General features: G+C 61.6%; 14 protein-coding genes and 2 tRNA genes. 7 read left to right on the top strand and 9 right to left on the bottom strand.

Annotated features, from left to right (window positions below; all coding sequences use genetic code 11):
• Positions 1 to 152 precede the first annotated feature (152 nt).
• Both DU505_RS10540 and hda read left to right on the top strand, forming a co-directional pair.
• Positions 153 to 1,229, top strand: coding sequence for an AI-2E family transporter (locus DU505_RS10540; RefSeq protein WP_114478944.1), 1,077 nt, complete (start codon positions 153 to 155; stop codon positions 1,227 to 1,229).
• The gene (gene hda, locus DU505_RS10535; protein WP_114478943.1) at positions 1,226 to 1,927 is read left to right on the top strand and encodes a DnaA regulatory inactivator Hda; all 702 of its coding nucleotides are present in this window, start codon (positions 1,226 to 1,228) and stop codon (positions 1,925 to 1,927) included. The genes DU505_RS10540 and hda overlap by 4 nt, the downstream gene beginning before the upstream one ends.
• Positions 1,928 to 1,982: 55 nt before the next feature.
• On the opposite strand, the gene DU505_RS10530 is transcribed toward hda, so the two are convergent.
• From DU505_RS10530 to DU505_RS10520, 3 genes are all read right to left on the bottom strand, one after another.
• Complete coding sequence (locus DU505_RS10530; protein ID WP_114478942.1) at positions 1,983 to 2,516, bottom strand: carboxypeptidase-like regulatory domain-containing protein; 534 nt, start codon at positions 2,514 to 2,516, stop codon at positions 1,983 to 1,985.
• A 152-nt stretch (positions 2,517 to 2,668) separates the two neighbouring features.
• Positions 2,669 to 3,046 carry a phasin family protein gene (locus tag DU505_RS10525; protein ID WP_422667017.1) on the bottom strand — a complete coding sequence of 126 codons (378 nt, stop codon included), beginning with the start codon at positions 3,044 to 3,046 and terminating at the stop codon, positions 2,669 to 2,671.
• Between the two features lie 108 nt (positions 3,047 to 3,154).
• Positions 3,155 to 4,129, bottom strand: coding sequence for a sensor domain-containing diguanylate cyclase (locus DU505_RS10520; RefSeq protein WP_181872799.1), 975 nt, complete (start codon positions 4,127 to 4,129; stop codon positions 3,155 to 3,157).
• 485 nt (positions 4,130 to 4,614) lie between these two features.
• On the opposite strand from DU505_RS10520, the gene DU505_RS10515 reads away from it, so the two are divergent.
• Positions 4,615 to 5,373: a helix-turn-helix domain-containing protein gene (locus DU505_RS10515; protein ID WP_114478939.1), complete on the top strand. Its 759-nt coding sequence runs from the start codon at positions 4,615 to 4,617 to the stop codon at positions 5,371 to 5,373.
• Here the strand turns inward: DU505_RS10515 and DU505_RS10510 are convergent, their stop codons facing one another.
• A complete protein-coding gene (locus tag DU505_RS10510) occupies positions 5,374 to 5,958 on the bottom strand; it encodes a hypothetical protein (protein ID WP_181872798.1) in 585 nt (194 codons plus the stop codon).
• A gap of 318 nt (positions 5,959 to 6,276) precedes the next feature.
• Between DU505_RS10510 and DU505_RS10505 the strand changes: the two genes are divergently transcribed.
• A complete protein-coding gene (locus tag DU505_RS10505; protein WP_114478938.1) occupies positions 6,277 to 7,656 on the top strand; it encodes a class II fumarate hydratase in 1,380 nt (459 codons plus the stop codon).
• A gap of 6 nt (positions 7,657 to 7,662) precedes the next feature.
• Here the strand turns inward: DU505_RS10505 and DU505_RS10500 are convergent, their stop codons facing one another.
• The 3 genes from DU505_RS10500 to DU505_RS10490 all read right to left on the bottom strand — a co-directional run bounded on the left by DU505_RS10500 (position 7,663) and on the right by DU505_RS10490 (position 11,246).
• Positions 7,663 to 8,733, bottom strand: a complete 1,071-nt coding sequence (locus DU505_RS10500) for an endonuclease/exonuclease/phosphatase family protein (RefSeq protein ID WP_181872797.1) — start codon at positions 8,731 to 8,733, stop codon at positions 7,663 to 7,665.
• A gap of 66 nt (positions 8,734 to 8,799) precedes the next feature.
• The gene (glpD, locus tag DU505_RS10495) at positions 8,800 to 10,302 is read right to left on the bottom strand and encodes a glycerol-3-phosphate dehydrogenase (RefSeq protein ID WP_114478937.1); all 1,503 of its coding nucleotides are present in this window, start codon (positions 10,300 to 10,302) and stop codon (positions 8,800 to 8,802) included.
• Between the two features lie 185 nt (positions 10,303 to 10,487).
• On the bottom strand, positions 10,488 to 11,246 hold the full coding sequence (locus DU505_RS10490) for a DeoR/GlpR family transcriptional regulator (protein WP_114478936.1): 759 nt from the start codon (positions 11,244 to 11,246) through the stop codon (positions 10,488 to 10,490).
• A 149-nt stretch (positions 11,247 to 11,395) separates the two neighbouring features.
• Here DU505_RS10490 and glpK point away from each other — a divergent pair, with 149 nt between their 5' ends.
• From glpK to DU505_RS10475, 3 genes are all read left to right on the top strand, one after another.
• Positions 11,396 to 12,883: a glycerol kinase GlpK gene (glpK, locus tag DU505_RS10485; protein WP_114478935.1), complete on the top strand. Its 1,488-nt coding sequence runs from the start codon at positions 11,396 to 11,398 to the stop codon at positions 12,881 to 12,883.
• Positions 12,884 to 12,955: 72 nt separating this feature from the next.
• Positions 12,956 to 13,032: transfer RNA gene (locus DU505_RS10480), tRNA-Val, on the top strand.
• Between the two features lie 37 nt (positions 13,033 to 13,069).
• A tRNA-Val gene (locus DU505_RS10475) sits at positions 13,070 to 13,146 on the top strand.
• 761 nt (positions 13,147 to 13,907) lie between these two features.
• On the opposite strand, the gene DU505_RS10470 is transcribed toward DU505_RS10475, so the two are convergent.
• Together DU505_RS10470 and DU505_RS10465 are read right to left on the bottom strand one after the other, a co-directional pair.
• Positions 13,908 to 14,366, bottom strand: coding sequence for a GAF domain-containing protein (locus DU505_RS10470; RefSeq protein ID WP_114478934.1), 459 nt, complete (start codon positions 14,364 to 14,366; stop codon positions 13,908 to 13,910).
• Positions 14,367 to 14,465: 99 nt separating this feature from the next.
• A complete protein-coding gene (locus DU505_RS10465; RefSeq protein ID WP_114478933.1) occupies positions 14,466 to 15,281 on the bottom strand; it encodes a MetQ/NlpA family ABC transporter substrate-binding protein in 816 nt (271 codons plus the stop codon).
• Between the last annotated feature and the right edge of the window lie 37 nt (positions 15,282 to 15,318).

Raw genomic sequence — 15,318 nt, 5'->3', positions numbered from 1 at the left:
TTGCGGTTAGTGTAGCGCTGCCGCTCAAACATCGGCATGGCGCGTCGATTGCCCGGAGCGAATCGACGAGCAGTGGGCAAGATCGGGCGGGAATTGTAGCATCACGGCGCACGGCCCGCATTGTCGTGGTCGTCCAACGCAGGGAGTGTGGGATGCGCAGAGAGTGGTGGGTTCTGATTGCCGCAGTCGCGATGCTGTGGCTGCTGTTTGAGCTGGAAACAATGCTGATGCCGTTCATCGCCGGCATGATTGTGGCGTACCTGGCCGACCCGCTTGCCACGCGCATGCAGCGCTGGGGGCTGTCCCGCACGCTGGCGGTCTGCTGCGTGTTTCTGTTCATGGTGCTGGTACTGGGGGTGGCGCTGCTGATTCTGATTCCGCTGGCCGTTCAGCAGATAAGGCAGTTCGGCCAGCTGGTGCCCGGCATCTTCGAATGGGTGGAAACGGTATTCGCGCCCCAGATCAGAGGCTGGACAGGGCTCGACGTGGCGTCGGATCTCGAAAACGTCCAGGAGACCCTGGCTGAACACTGGCAGGATGCCGGTGGCTACCTGGCGCAGTTTCTCGGTCAGATCGGACGCTCTGGCATGGCCTTCGTCACCTGGGTGACCTATGTGGCGCTGATTCCCGTGGTGACGTTCTACCTGCTGCTGGACTGGTCGCGGCTGCTCGAGAACCTGCGCAACCTGGTGCCGCGGCAATGGGAGCCGGAGGCGGTGCGCCTGGTCGCCCGCTGTGACGATGTGCTGTCGGCCTTCCTGCGCGGCCAACTGCTGGTCATGCTGACACTCGGGGCGATCTACTCCATCGGGCTGACCTTGATGGGTGTGCGCTTCGGCCTCTTGATCGGCATGGTGGCGGGGCTGGCCAGTATCGTGCCGTTCCTGGGCTTTATCGTTGGCATCAGCGTGGCGCTGATCGTCGCCTTCTTTCAGTTCGGTAGCTGGTTGGCACTGGTTGGCGTCGTGGCCGTGTTTTCGTTCGGACAGGTCATCGAAAGTACCGTGCTGCAACCCAAGCTGCTGGGTGACAAGATCGGCCTTCACCCGGTCGCCGTGATCTTTGCCGTGCTGGCAGGGGGAACGCTGTTCGGCTTTACCGGTGTGCTGCTGGCGCTGCCGGCAGCGGCGGTGATCATGGTACTCTTGCGTGAATTGAAGGATCGCTACAAGCGCAGCAGTTTGTACGATGCGGGCCTACGCAAAAGACACGGCGAGGATTCTCCATGAGTCGAGCACCGGCGCAGCTGCCGCTGGGAGTGAGCCTGCGTGACGATGCCACCTTCGACAGCTTTCTGCCGGGCGCCAACGCCACCCTGCTGGAGACACTGACCCATCAGCTTGACGACAGCGGTGAGCCCTTCGTCTATCTGTGGGGCGCTGTCGGCACCGGACGCACCCATCTGCTCCAGGCGGCCTGCCATGCGGCATCAAGCCGGGATCTGCGCGCGCTCTATCTGCCCCTGGAGGAGCTGGGACACTTTCCGCCGCTGATGCTGGAGGAGATCGAGCGACTCGACCTGGTGGCTATCGACGACGTGGATGCGGTAGTGGGTCGGAAGCGCTGGGAGGAGGGGCTCTTCCATGCCTTCAATCGACTGCGCGACGCCGGTAAGCATTTGATCATGGCCTCGGCGGTGTCACCGCGGCAGCTGCCGGTGAAGCTGCCGGACCTGGCGTCGCGACTGACCTGGGGCGTTACCTTCCATCTCCAGGGGCTCGACGATACCGAACGCTTGCAGGCACTGCAGCTGCGCGCCCGGGTCCGTGGCATGCAGCTGCCGGATGAAGTCGCCCGCTATATCCTTCACCGCGGACCGCGTGGCTTGGGCGAACTTTGCGAAGCGCTGGCGGTGCTCGACCAGGCTTCCCTCACCGCCCAGCGCAAGCTGACCATACCGTTCGTCAAGCAAGCGCTGGGCTGGTAGCCCTGAGTCAACGGTATCGGCACAGTTCTATTGGTTCAATGCGATCGACTCAGTGCTATCGGCTCAGGTTGACCTCCATTCGCTGGCCATTGCGCAGCGATACCTGCCGAATGATGGCCTGCCGCTGGCCGTTGGCGGGATTGACCACGCTGCCCATGACATAGAATTCACCGGCGGGCAGTCCCTGCAGGCTGAACTGCCCGTTGCCGTCGGTGCGGGTCGTGTGGGTGTACTCCTGGGCACGGGGGTCGGCGGGTTCGACCGCGCGGCCAGCCAGGGCATGCTCGGCGGCTTCGGCGGAATAGGTCGTCACCGGGGCCACGGCCACGGTCTCACTCGCGCCAGGCATGCCGTTCAAGGCGAGGCGGCCACTGATCGCTGCTGAGCCTGACTTCTCCAAGCTGGCATACTCCCGCTCGGGAAAGGCAACCTGGCGGGCGATCCTGTCCGGCGCAGTTGGCTCGGCTTCCGGCGGCCGCTCGTCCTCGATGTCGATGACCTCGATCCGTTCGGGCGGTGGCCCGGGTTCCATCATCTGGCAGCCGGCAAGGAAGAGGCCCAGCAGCACTATCGGAATCCACGCTTTCATGTGTTACTTCCTCGTCATTCGCCCGTGCGCTACGAGAATAAACCATGTCACCTGTCCGGCGACAGTCTCGTTGCCCCGACATGGAAAAGGCCCGCCGATCAATGATCGGCGGGCCTTGTCGTCATGCCGGCCTCAGGGGCCGACCACCGGCTTTACTTGCTAGCCTTGGTGGCAGTTTCCTGGGCCTGCTTGACGTTGGTCTCGGCCAGCTTCTGGCTCTTCTGCACGAAGTCCTGCTGCAGGGAGACGACCTTTTCGGCATCGCCCTTCAGGCGCTCGGTCAGCTCTTTGGCGACCTGCTGCTGGCCTTCCATGTAAGTGCGCAGGCCTTCGGCATCCTTGACGTTCATAAGGCTGCGTACCTGGGCCAGGCCAGTATCGCTATAGGCCTTGGTGGCATCCAGCTGGGCGTTGACCAGCTTCTCGGTATAGTCGACGCTCAGCGCTGCAAAAGCGCGTGCCGGGCCGAAGAACATGGCCTCGAACTGCTTGGTGTCAAACTGCTTGGAGTCGAAATTGAAAGCGTTCATCATGATAGGAACCTCCGGTTCTCGGTGTGACATTGAACGGGAGATCCCGCTCTGTTGCAATGCACAATAGCAGAGCCTTTTGTGCAGTGCAACATGCAGTCCGGTAATTTACCGTAACGGCACACTTCCTTTGGTAATCTCGTTCCTCCGAGACGCCGTGAGGGGGCACTCGATCCGATTGCGGCCATTTCGCTTGGCATCGAGCAGCAGGTAGTCGGCCCGGCTGATCAGCTCATCGATCGTCTGATCATCATGCCTGCGGGTGGCGATGCCGATGCTGACGGAGAGCTGGCTGACCTCCTGCAGGGTATGGCAAAGCCGTTCGGCGATGGCTCTTGCCCCCTCGATGTCCGTCTCGGGAAGAATGATGATGAATTCATCGCCCCCGTAGCGGCCCACCAAGTCGCAATCGCGAAGCATGGCCAGCGTCGCCTGTGCCACGGTTCGCAGTGCCTGGTCGCCGGCCATATGCCCCTGCTCATCGTTGATGGACTTGAAATAGTCGATGTCGAGCATCATCAGGCACAGCGGTAGCTCATAGCGAATGGCTCGATTTAACTCATTGTCGGCCAGATCGAGAAGGTGGCGGCGGTTATAGGTTTCCGTAAGGCAGTCGTGGGTAGCCAGATAGGTCAGTTGGAGGTTGGCGGCCATCAGCTCGTTCGTGCGGTCCAAGACCCGACGCTCCAACTCCAACTCCAGCTCCTGAAAACGGGGCTGTGGGTAGCTACCCATATTGGGGGGCTGGGTGTTGGGGTCATGGACAATGCCTAGCAGGTGGGTCAACAACCCCTGATGATTTGCGATCGGGACCAGCAGCATCTGCCAGCGGCATTGGCGACGCACACCCTCCTTGTCGACATAACAGCCTGTTGCCTCGTACCGAACCGGCATACCCTCATCCACACAGCGGACACAGTTGGCAACCACGCCATCGCCTAACGGCGAGGGAAGCAGGTGGGCGAGGTGTTTGCCGACACAGGTCAGCCCATTTCCCAGCTTGGCCTGCTGGGAGGGATTGACCGCCTCGATGACGAAATTTTCGCGCCCCTCGATGCGAACGATGAACATCTGTTCGGGCAAAAAGTCCCAAAAGCTCCTTATCAGCGTTCCGGCGTGGCTATCGAGGCGCCCAGAAAATTCAAGCGTCAGCGAGTTCGACGAGACCATGGAGGCACCCCCCTGCACAGACCTGTTCATCGGTATAGCTCTGCACCCTTGCATGGACATACTCCCTTAATTCCCTAATTAGCTATTTCTTACATCACTTCCTTATATAGTTTTTCTTGATGCTATATTGAAACCGGTACTTAACTTATTGATGTGGATGGGAGGCTTGATCACCGTGACGTTTGCGCTAGTATGTGACTCCTCTGTAACTGTCGTGATACAGCATCTAGCTTAGTTGATGGTGCCTCAGCTGCCGTATGGTTTTCTTCACCCTTCACCTATTACTCCCTAGCCTCATTAAACTAAGGCATGACAGGTTTCACTCTTCGCCCCTATCACCGATTTTCTATACTTCATGGTGAAATCCCTAAGGCCGATCCCTACGGAAGGGGGCTCTCATGACGAGCAGTGGCAAGACGTACACCCGTGACTCAAAGGGCCTGAGTTGCCTCTCCTGCCATGCAAAGCCATTGTGCCTCGCGGCCGGCCTGCCCCTGGAGGAGATGGCCCAGCTCAGTGACATCGTCCGCCCGGCCGTGACGCTTGCCAAACGCGACACTCTCGCAACCCAGGGAGCGGCGTTCGACAGCCTGTTCGCCGTTCGCACGGGTAGTCTCAAGCAGGTCGTCGTGACCGATAGCGACGAATATCTCGTCACGGCACTCTGGCTGCCTGGCGAGCTCATCGGTCTGGATGCCATTGGCAAGAAAGCGCATCCAGGCTCGCTTGTCGCGCTGGAAACCACCACTGTCTGTGAGATCCCGTTTGGTAAGCTTGACGAGCTTTGCGGCCGCTCAGCAGAGGTGCGCTGGCGTTTTCAGCATTGCCTGAGCCACGAAATGTACGATGAGCGCTTGAGGCTACACCTGCTTCTACGGCGGACCGCCGAAGTGCGGCTGGCCTGCTTTATCATGGCGATATCCGAGCGTTTCCGGCTTCGAGGCTTCTCTCCGCACCACTTTCGCTTGGCCATGTCGCGAAGCGACATGGCCAGCTATCTGGGCCTGACCCCGGAAACCGTGGGCCGGACGTTGGTGAAATACCAGCGCCAGAACCTGTTGCTTTCGCGCGGCCGGGAGTTCGAGATTCTCGATCTCGAGCGCATGAAGCGTTTGGCGGAAGCCAACGGTCGGCGACACGGGCAGCGTTTTTCCTAGTCATAGTGCTGCGCCGGGTCGCAATGGGTTCGGCTGGCACGCCGCAAGAGAGAGCTGCCGCGGCGGTGTTGCGTCTGGTGACACGTCGAACTCAGACACGCGACTGTGCCAGGTCGGCTGTCCTGCTTCCCGGCACTCTTGTATGACACGGTACTCGTTGTTCTTCTGGGTAACGAAAGCCAGCAAGGGACGATGCAACTCCGGCGTTGCATTGGTTTCCAGCAGCCAGGCCAAGAGCTTGCATGTGACCTCGGCGGCTTCCTCGGCCTCCCTCATGACCTCATGGCCCATAGCTTCATCCACCACGAAGACGTGCCGGCTGGTCCAGACCAGGAAGGGCGATTCCTGCGGTGGGGGCATGGCGACGCAGGCGTCGAGCTCCAGCCGTGAGGCTATGTTTTTCAGCGTCTGGATGCGTTGTTCGCACTCTATGCCAAGGGCAGCCATCAGGCGACTGATATGAGGCGCGATCGGCAGAAAACTGAGCGCTAGCCGCCGATAACGGTTGAGTTCTCCCGTTTCGTGGGTGTGGGCTATGCTGAGCTGTTCCTGTGGCAAGAGGGTGAGTGCTGTCATGTGATCCATGAACGTGGCTCCGTCCGTTCTCGTTATTTGTATGAGTCATGCACTGAGTGGGGTTCAGTGAGGCAATCCTAGTGAGTAACGACTCGACCTTTCCACGATAGTTATCAACTTACGGGTCGAAAGTAGAAACTTGAACGGTGTAGATGGTGTTGTTAATCCATTGGCATTAGTTATGTAATTTTTTTGTATTTTATCTCACTTTAATCGTATTGATTTTGTAATAACCTTGCCGGAGCCATACCGATAGCGCTATCCCCCTTGCAAGAGGCGTCGGCGGCAACCATGGTGAAGTCACAGTAACGACGGCGAGGAGTGGAGATGAGCGATCATCGTATCGAGCGCGACAGCATGGGTGAGCTGAAGGTACCGCACGATGCCCTGTACGGCGCCCAGACCCAACGGGCGATCAATAACTTCCCGGTGTCCGGCCAGGCGATGCCGGTAGCCTTCATTCACGCCATCGCTCGCATCAAGCTCGCCGCTGCACGGGTCAATCGCGACCTGCAGCTGCTGGATGCCGAGCGGGCAGAGGCTATCGTCAGAGCCGCCCAGGCGATCGTCGATGGCAAGCACGACACGCAGTTTCCGGTAGACGTCTTCCAGACCGGCTCGGGCACCTCCAGCAACATGAACGTCAACGAAGTGATCGCCCATCTGGCCAGCCGCAACGATTTGACGGTGGGGCCCAACGATCATGTCAACATGGGGCAGTCGAGCAATGACGTCATTCCCACCGCTATCCACCTGTCGGCGGCGCTGGAAGTGACCGCGCGGCTGCGTCCCGCCCTGGTGCATCTGCAGGCGACCATCGACGAGCGAGCGGTGGAGCACGATGGGGTGGTCAAGACCGGGCGCACCCATCTGATGGATGCCATGCCGCTGCGTTTGAGCCAGGAACTCGGAGGATGGTCGAGCCAGGTCGGCCAGGCCATCGAGCGGCTTGATAGCGCCATGCTTCGCGTCTGCCGGCTGGCTCAAGGGGGAACTGCAGTGGGCACCGGCATCAATGCCCACCCTGAATTCGCCGAGCGGATGGCTCTTGATCTCAGCGAGCAGACGGGGCTTTCACTCCAGCCCAACGACAGTTTCTTCGCCAGTCTCGCATCGCAGGATAGTGCCGTGGAGCTCTCCGGGCAGCTCAAGGGCCTGGCCTGTGTCGTCATGAAGATCGCCAACGACCTGCGCTGGATGAACTCGGGGCCACTGGCGGGCCTGGGGGAGATCGAACTGGAAGCCCTGCAGCCCGGTAGCTCGATCATGCCGGGCAAGGTCAACCCCGTTATTCCCGAATCGGCGGCCCAGGCAGCGGCCCAGGTAATCGGTCTGGACGCCGCGGTGACGGTGGCGGGGCAGAGTGGCAACTTCCAATTGAACGTGATGCTGCCCCTCGTCGCTCACAATCTGCTGACATCGATCACCTTGATGAGCAACACGGCACGCCTGCTGGCTGATCGCGCCATTGCGACATTCAAGGTGCGCGAGGAGAGTATGGCTGAGCCGCTGGCGAGGAATCCGATCCTGGTCACCGCCCTCAATGGCGTCATCGGCTACGATGCGGCGGCGGCCATTGCCAAACAGGCCTATCGCTCCGGCCGGCCCATCATCGAGGTGGCAGAGGAGCAGACCGACCTGAGTCGCGATGAGCTCGAGCGCCTGCTAGACCCAGCCACGTTGACCCGGGGCGGTATTCCGGACTGAGTGCGTTCAGGATTCCTGATCGCGGTCGTGGGCCTCATGAATGGTTTCGCGCGCCCATTCGCGCTCGGCGCTGCCAGCCTCGGGGTTGTCGTGCTCATCGCTGCGCGCAGGGCGGAAGCATAGCGCGGCCAGAATGGGGAAGTGATCCGAACCGAAACCCGGCAGCCTCTTGAGCGCCTTCAGGGTGAAATGTTCGGTGACGAAGATATGGTCGAGTGGCCAGCGTAGCAAGGGATAGTCGGCGTGGAAGGTGCTGTACATTCCTCTTCCCTGGCGGGGATCGAGCATGCCGCTGATACGGCAAAAGAGACGGGTGGTACGTGACCATGCCACGTCGTTGAGGTCGCCTGCCACAATGGTGGGTACAGGGTTGCGATGGATCTCATTGCCTATCAGGAGTAGCTCGGCATCGCGCCAAAGTGTTTCCTCACTTTCGTTGGGCGCCGGTGGCCGGGGGTGCAAGGCGTGAAGCGTCAAAGTGTCGCCACTCTTGAGCCTGACGCCGGTGTGTATCGAAGGGATGTCATCCTGAATCAGCCACTCGATGCGGGTGTCGTGCAAGGGCAGTCGCGAATAGAGATGCATGCCGTAGAGGTTGTCCAAGGGGATCTTGACGCTATGGGGCCACGTTTCATCAAGTGCCTGGTCGAGTTGCTCCTGCCACCACCTGTCTGATTCGAGTGTGAGGATGAGGTCGGGATCATTCCGGCTAATGATCTCAATGAGGCGCTCCGACTGCCGATTGCTCGTCAGCACGTTGGCGATCAACAGTGTCAAGCATCGCTCTGACTGCCCGGGCTCCGCGTCATTGACCTGAACCCGCCAGAGGCGAGTCCAGGGCAGGATGAAGCGAGCCTGCAGGAGAACGACGAGGAGGCTCGTGCCGAAAAGCCACCAGCGCCAAGGTGGCTCGAGGGCAAGCGAGGCCAGGGCGGCGACCAGAGCGGCAGTAGCCAGCTGCAAGCGGGGAAATTCACAGGCGCGTATCCACCACCATCGCAAGGGCAGCTTGGCCACGAGCGTGGTCGCGAGCAACAGCGCTACCACGACACCTAAGGCGAATGCATAAAGGGCCACGTATGCTACCCCGGCAGGGAGAGTTGTTTAGGCGAATCTCCCTTCAGAGCTTAAGGGATGGGTGCCTCATGCCGCCAGCCCCTGGCGATGATTCCTGATGTATTGCTGCAACATCTCAATTTGACGCGGTGTCAGTCGCAAACCTAGCTTGGTTCGGCGCCATAGGATGTCCTCTGTGCACGTGGCCCATTCATGATCGATCAGGTAGTCGACTTCGGCGGCCGTCAGCCCAGCCCCGAACGCCTCGCCGAGATCGTCTTCGGACCCGGCGCCGCGCAGGAAGCGCAGGCAGAGACTGCCGTAGCTTCGGGCAAAGCGCCGGGCGCGATCGGCACCCAGCCAGGGGTAGGTATCGAGCAGTTGCTGGGTGAAGTCGGCCTGGTTCGCGATGTCACCGCCCGGCAGCGCCTCGGTGGCGGTCCATGCGCGGCCCATGGCGGGCAGGCATCGCCCGAGGGTCTCGAGAGCTGCTTCGGCCAGCTTGCGATAGGTGGTGATCTTTCCGCCGAATACCGACAGCATCGGGGCGCCTCGTTCGTCGAGAGCCAGCGTATAGTCGCGGGTCATCGCTGACGGGTCCGATGATTCGTCATCGCAAAGCGGGCGCACGCCGGAGTAGGTGCTGATGATATCGCTTCGAGTCAGCTGGCGGCGGAAGTTGCCATTGACCACCCCAAGCAGGTAATCCACCTCTTCCTCGGTGATGGTGACCTGGGCAGGGTCGCCCTCGTAACGGCGGTCGGTGGTACCGACCAGGCTGAAGTCATCTTCGTAGGGCAGCACGAAGACGATCCGCCGATCGCTGTTCTGCAGGATGTAAGCGCGATCGTCATCGTTGAGCCTGGGCACGATCAGGTGACTGCCTTGAATCATGCGGATGGCATAGCGTGATGTGCGGCTTGTCTGCTCGCGGATCACGCTTTCCACCCAGGGCCCGGCGGCATTCACAAGAGCGCGTGCATAGCGCCGCAACCGCTCCCCGGTTCGCAGGTCCTCGAGTTCGATGCACCAGTGGCCCTGCTCCTCGTATGCCGCCGTGCAGCGCGTGCGAACGAGAACCTCGGCGCCACCCTCGCGAGCCTGAATGGCATTGAGGACGACCAGCCGGGCATCGTCAACCCAGCAGTCCGAATATTCGAAACCGCGCATGATCTCAGGCTTCAGCGGCGAATTCGTGCCGAGCCGAACGCCACGGGAGCCAGGCAGTTGCTCGCGCTTGCCCAGGTGGTCGTACAAGAACAGGCCTGCTCGAATCATCCAGGCCGGGCGCAAGTGTGAACGGTGGGGAAGGATGAAGCGCAAAGGCCAGATGATGTGCGGCGCCTTCTTGAGCAGTGTTTCCCGCTCCCGTAGCGCTTCGCCTACCAGGCGGAACTCATGATGCTCCAGGTATCGAAGTCCGCCATGTATCAGCTTGCTGCTTGCCGAGGAGGTGGCGCCAGCCAGGTCTCCTTGCTCACAAAGCCCGACATCAAGACCGCGGCCGGCGGCATCATTGGCGATACCCGTGCCATTGATGCCGCCACCGATGATGAACAGGTCGAGTAGGTCACGTGATGGTTCTGCCATGAATGCAGGCTCCGTTCCGCTGGCGTTCGCAGCGCCAGACATCATGTCATGTTTGAAAGCGAACATAGATGAATCGAAACCGAACATCAAGGAAAATCAAGACGTCGTGCCAGCGCATCGAGCGGTGCACCGGTATGCAGTGGGCGTGAGGGGCAAGGACGGTCGACGGAGCGACGGCCGAGCTGTCAGGCGATGTGAAGGGCCACTGCGTGGGCTTTCATCAGGTGTACGATCGCTTCGGGGGGCTCGCGATCGGTGAAGAGGGCGTCGAGCTGGGCGATATTGCCCTGGCGTACCACCGGGTTGCGATGAAACTTTGAGTGGTCGGCGGTGAGATAGACCTGGCGAGAGTTGTGGATGATCGCCTGCGCCACCCTGGCCTCCTGGTAGTCGAACTCGAGCAGGGAGCCGTCCTCGTCGACACCGCTGATGCCGATGATGCCGTAATCGACCTTGAATTGATTGATGAAATCGATGGTGGCCTCGCCGATGATGCCGCCGTCGCGCGAGCGAACCTGTCCGCCGGCGATGATGACGTTGAAATCCTCCTTGTGCTGGAGGATGGCCGCTACATTGAGATTGTTGGTTATCACCTCGAGCCCCTGATGGTCGAGCAGGGCTTCGGCCACCACTTCGTTGCTGGTGCCGATATTGATGAAAAGGGAGGAGTGGTCGGGAATATGGCTGGCCACGAGGCTCGCAATGCGGCGCTTGGCTTCGAGGTTGAGGTTCTTGCGGGTACTGTAGGCGGTGTTGACGGTGCTCGATTCCAGGCCGGCGCCGCCGTGGACGCGACGAATCATCCCTTCCTCTGCCAGGGCGTTCAGGTCGCGTCGAATCGTCTGCGGAGTGACGACGAAATGTTCGGTAAGCTGTTCGATACTGGCATAGCCTTGGCGGCGGACCAGGTCGACGATGGCATCCTGGCGTTGCTGTTGGTTCATGTCGGCTCCCTTTCGATCCCACGATTGTAAGCTATTCGCTGGGTTAGCGGCAGAGGCGGTCGGGAAGTGCGTCGAAAGTCGTAGAGCAATGCGAACACACTGCAGTACCCTTGGTGATCATAAACGAACATACAATGACAGGACACACCATGGCCGACTACCTGCTTGCCATCGACCAGGGAACCACCAGCTCCCGTGCCATTCTCTTCGACCGCAGTGGCAACGTTGCGCATGTGGCTCAGCAAGAGTTTCCCCAGCAGTTCCCCCACGACGGCTGGGTCGAGCATGACCCCGAGGAAATCTGGGGCACCGTTGTGGCGACGTGCAGGGAGGTCATCGAGAAGAGCGGTGGGACGCCTTCCCGGATTGCCGGCATCGGCATCACCAACCAGCGTGAAACCACGCTGCTATGGGATCGGCAAACCGGCGAGCCGCTCTACAACGCCATCGTCTGGCAAGATCGACGCACGGCGGATGCTTGCCAGGACCTGCGGGATCGAGGCCATGCCGACATGGTACAGGCGCGTACCGGACTGCTGATCGACCCCTACTTCTCGGCGACCAAGCTGGCCTGGCTGCTGGATCACGTCGAGGGAGCCCGCGAGCGCGCCGAGCGGGGAGAACTGGCCTTCGGTACCGTCGACACTTTCCTGCTCTGGCGGCTCACCGGGGGGCGCGTGCATGCCACCGACGCCACCAATGCTTCCCGGACCATGCTGTTCAATATCCATACCCAGCAGTGGGACGACGACCTGCTGTCGCTGTTCGGCATACCCCCGGCCCTGTTGCCCGACGTGCGCGACAGCAGCGCGGATTTCGGCCATACCGAGGCGAGCCTGCTGGGGGAGGCGCTGGCTATCGGCGGGGTGGTCGGGGACCAGCAGGCGGCCCTGGTCGGCCAGGCCTGCTTCGAGCCCGGCATGGGGAAAAGTACCTACGGCACCGGCTGCTTCATGATCGTCAACACCGGGGACAAGGCCGCCGTTTCGCGCAATCGCCTGCTGACCACGGTGGCTTACCGTATCGCCGGCAAGACGACCTACGCCATGGAGGGAAGCATCTTCGTCGCTGGGGCCGCGGTGCAGTGGCTGCGTGACGGCCTGAAGCTGTTCGATAACGCCGCCGAGACGGAGTCGCTGGCCCGCGAGACCCGGGATGGCCACAGCGTCTACCTGGTGCCGGCCTTTACCGGCCTGGGGGCGCCGCACTGGGACCCGAAGGCGCGCGGTGCGATCTTCGGCCTGACGCGGGATACCGGCATCGCCGAGATCGTCGCCGCCGGCCTGCAGGCGGTCTGCTATCAGACCCGTGATCTTCAGGCCTGCATGCGCGACGACATGGAGGCGTCGCCGGGCACGTTGCGCGTGGATGGCGGTATGGTCAAGAACGGCTGGCTGGTTCAGTTCCTGGCCGACATGCTGGACGTTCAGGTGGACCGGCCTACGGTGCTCGAGACCACCGCTCTCGGTGCCGCTTACATGGCTGGTTTGCATCTCGGCTGGTACAAAGACCTGGACGAAATTGCCGAGCTGTGGCGCTGCGAGAAGAGCTTTGTACCGCGAATGCCGGAGGCGGAGCGGGAACGGCTCTACCAGGGGTGGCTGACAGCAGTGGACCGAGTGAAAAGCGTGCCCTGAAAGCTTGCAAACTTCAGCGATATCGGTAAGATATGCATCCGTTGCCGAGGCGCTTTGTCGCCCGCGGGATGCAGGACCATAGCTCAGTTGGTTAGAGCGCCACGTTGACATCGTGGAGGTCGGCGGTTCAAATCCGCCTGGTCCTACCAGCATTTCGGCCCGCGCATCACGGTAATGAGCTTCTACAGGACCATAGCTCAGTTGGTTAGAGCGCCACGTTGACATCGTGGAGGTCGGCGGTTCAAATCCGCCTGGTCCTACCAGATTCCTGAAACGCCTCACAGCCCTGCTGCGAGGCGTTTTGCTTTCCTGATTATGCACAAGACTCAGCAGGCGCCTGGCGGAGGCCGCTGCGTTGGCGGTAATCGCTGGCGTCGTCAATACCGCCTGGAGGCCTGCGGCCTCCAGTCGCCGATGCGTCGGACCGGAGCTGAAGCTTCCTCCGACAGGATTGTGTGGCACCGTCGGTGGAAAAAGCAGCTGTTGGAGCGCTGGTTTCCATCGCGACTGGCGCCGCGAGGCGCCTCGGCGGAGGCGATTACGTTGGCGGCGTCGACAGCCTTGGCAACACCGCCGGGAGGCCTGCGGCCTCCAGTCGCCGATGCGTCGGACCGGAGCTGAAGCTTCCTCCGACAGGATTGTGTGGCACCGTCGGTGGAAAAAGCAGCTGTTGGAGCGCTGGTTCCCATCGCGACTGGCGCCGCCAGGCGCCTCGGCGGAGGCTGGAAGGTTGCTTGTCGTCGCGAATGCCGGCAACACCGCCGGGAGGCCTGCGGCCTCCAGTCGTGATCTGAAGATACTCCAACAACGACGTGGCACCGTCGGTGGAGAAGGCAGCTGTTGGAGCGCTGGTTCCCATCGCGACTGGCGCCGCCAGGCGCCTCGGCGGAGGCTGCCGCGCTGGCAATAACCGCGACCATCGGTAACGCCGCCGGGAGTCCTTCGGCCTCCAGTCGCCGATGCGTCGGACCGGATCGAAGATGCTCCTACAGTGCGGTAGTTGCCTACCTTGTTGGAGCGCCGATCACTCCAGGTCGCTGCGCGCCATGAACACCGCAACCAAGGCCTCGATCCCCGCCTGGTCGGTGGTGTCGAAGCGTGCGCGTCGAGGGCTGTCCAGGTCGAGTACGCCCCATAGACGGTCTCTGGTCATGATGGGCACGACCAGTTCGGAGCGGGAGGCAGCATCGCAGGCGATGTGGTCGGCAATGGCGTGCACATCCTCGATGCGCTGGGTCTGTTGCGTGCGAGCCGCAGCACCGCAAACGCCCTTGCTGAACGGAATCGGATTGCAGGCGGGTTTGCCCTGGAAGGGGCCGAGAGTCAGCAGCTCGGGTTCGCGCTGCAGGTAGAAGCCTGCCCAGTTGAGCTCCGGTACTTCCTGCATGATGAAGGCGCAAGTCTGGGCGCTGTTGGTGAGCCAGTCGCGGCTGTCGAGCAGGGCTTCCAGCTGGCGGGCAAGGAGGGGGTAGTCGGGCGTCATCTTGGCTCCTGGATACCATGCCTGGAATTGACGGAGCCGGCGCAAGGCCGGCCCCGTGGATACTGGTCAGTTGAATATCCGATAGGAGGAGTGTTTCCGTTACTGCCAGCCGGGCACCGCGCCACCGTCGAACAGCTCCAGTGCCTTGGCGGCGACTTCGTCGCTCTGGTAGGCCGATACCAGCTGCTGGATCTCCTCGCGCTCCTCGTCTCCGCTGCGCACGGCGATCAGGTTGACGTAGGGCGACTCGGGCCCCTCCTTGATCAGGGCGTCATCCAGGTTCAGGCCGGCGGGCTGGGCGAAGGTGTTGTTGATGAAGGCCAGGTCCACGTCGGGAAGGACCCGCGGCAGCTGGGCGGCTTCGATCTCGCGGAAACGGAAGTCGTGCGGGTTGTCGACCACGTTGACCGGCGTCGCCTCCAGGTTTTCCGGGTCATCCAGTTCGATCAGGCCGGCGTTGTGCATCAGGATCATCGCACGTCCGCCGTTGGTGGGGTCGTTGGGCAGGGCGATGATGGCTCGCTCCGGCAGGTCTGCGATATCGGTGTGCTTCTCCGAATAGGCGCCGATGGGGTAGACGAAGGTGTAGCCGGCAACCGTCAGGTCATAGCCACGATCGTCCACCATGCTCTGCAGGTAGGGCTCGTGCTGGAAGGCGTTGGCATCGAGGCTGCCATCGGCCAGGGCCGCGTTGGGCGATACGTAATCGGTGAACTCGATGATCTCCACCTCGAGGTCGTAGCGCTCTCGGGCGATCTGGACCGCCACTTCCATCACCTCGGATTCGGGCCCGGACATGGTGCCGACCTTGATCGAACGTGTCTCGGTGTCGGCGTCGTCTCCGCCGCAGCCGGCGAGCAGGGTAGCGCCGGCCAGTGTCGCGGCGCCGAGCAGGCGGGTCAGGGTGACTTGCATGGTACCTCTCCTTTTAAGGGACTGTCCTTACTTGTAG

It is taken from the genome of Billgrantia montanilacus, from assembly GCF_003336675.1.
GTDB lineage: Bacteria > Pseudomonadota > Gammaproteobacteria > Pseudomonadales > Halomonadaceae > Halomonas > Halomonas montanilacus.
The sequence above is the reverse complement of the archived record's forward strand: the minus strand, read 5'-3'. Positions and strand labels throughout refer to the sequence as shown.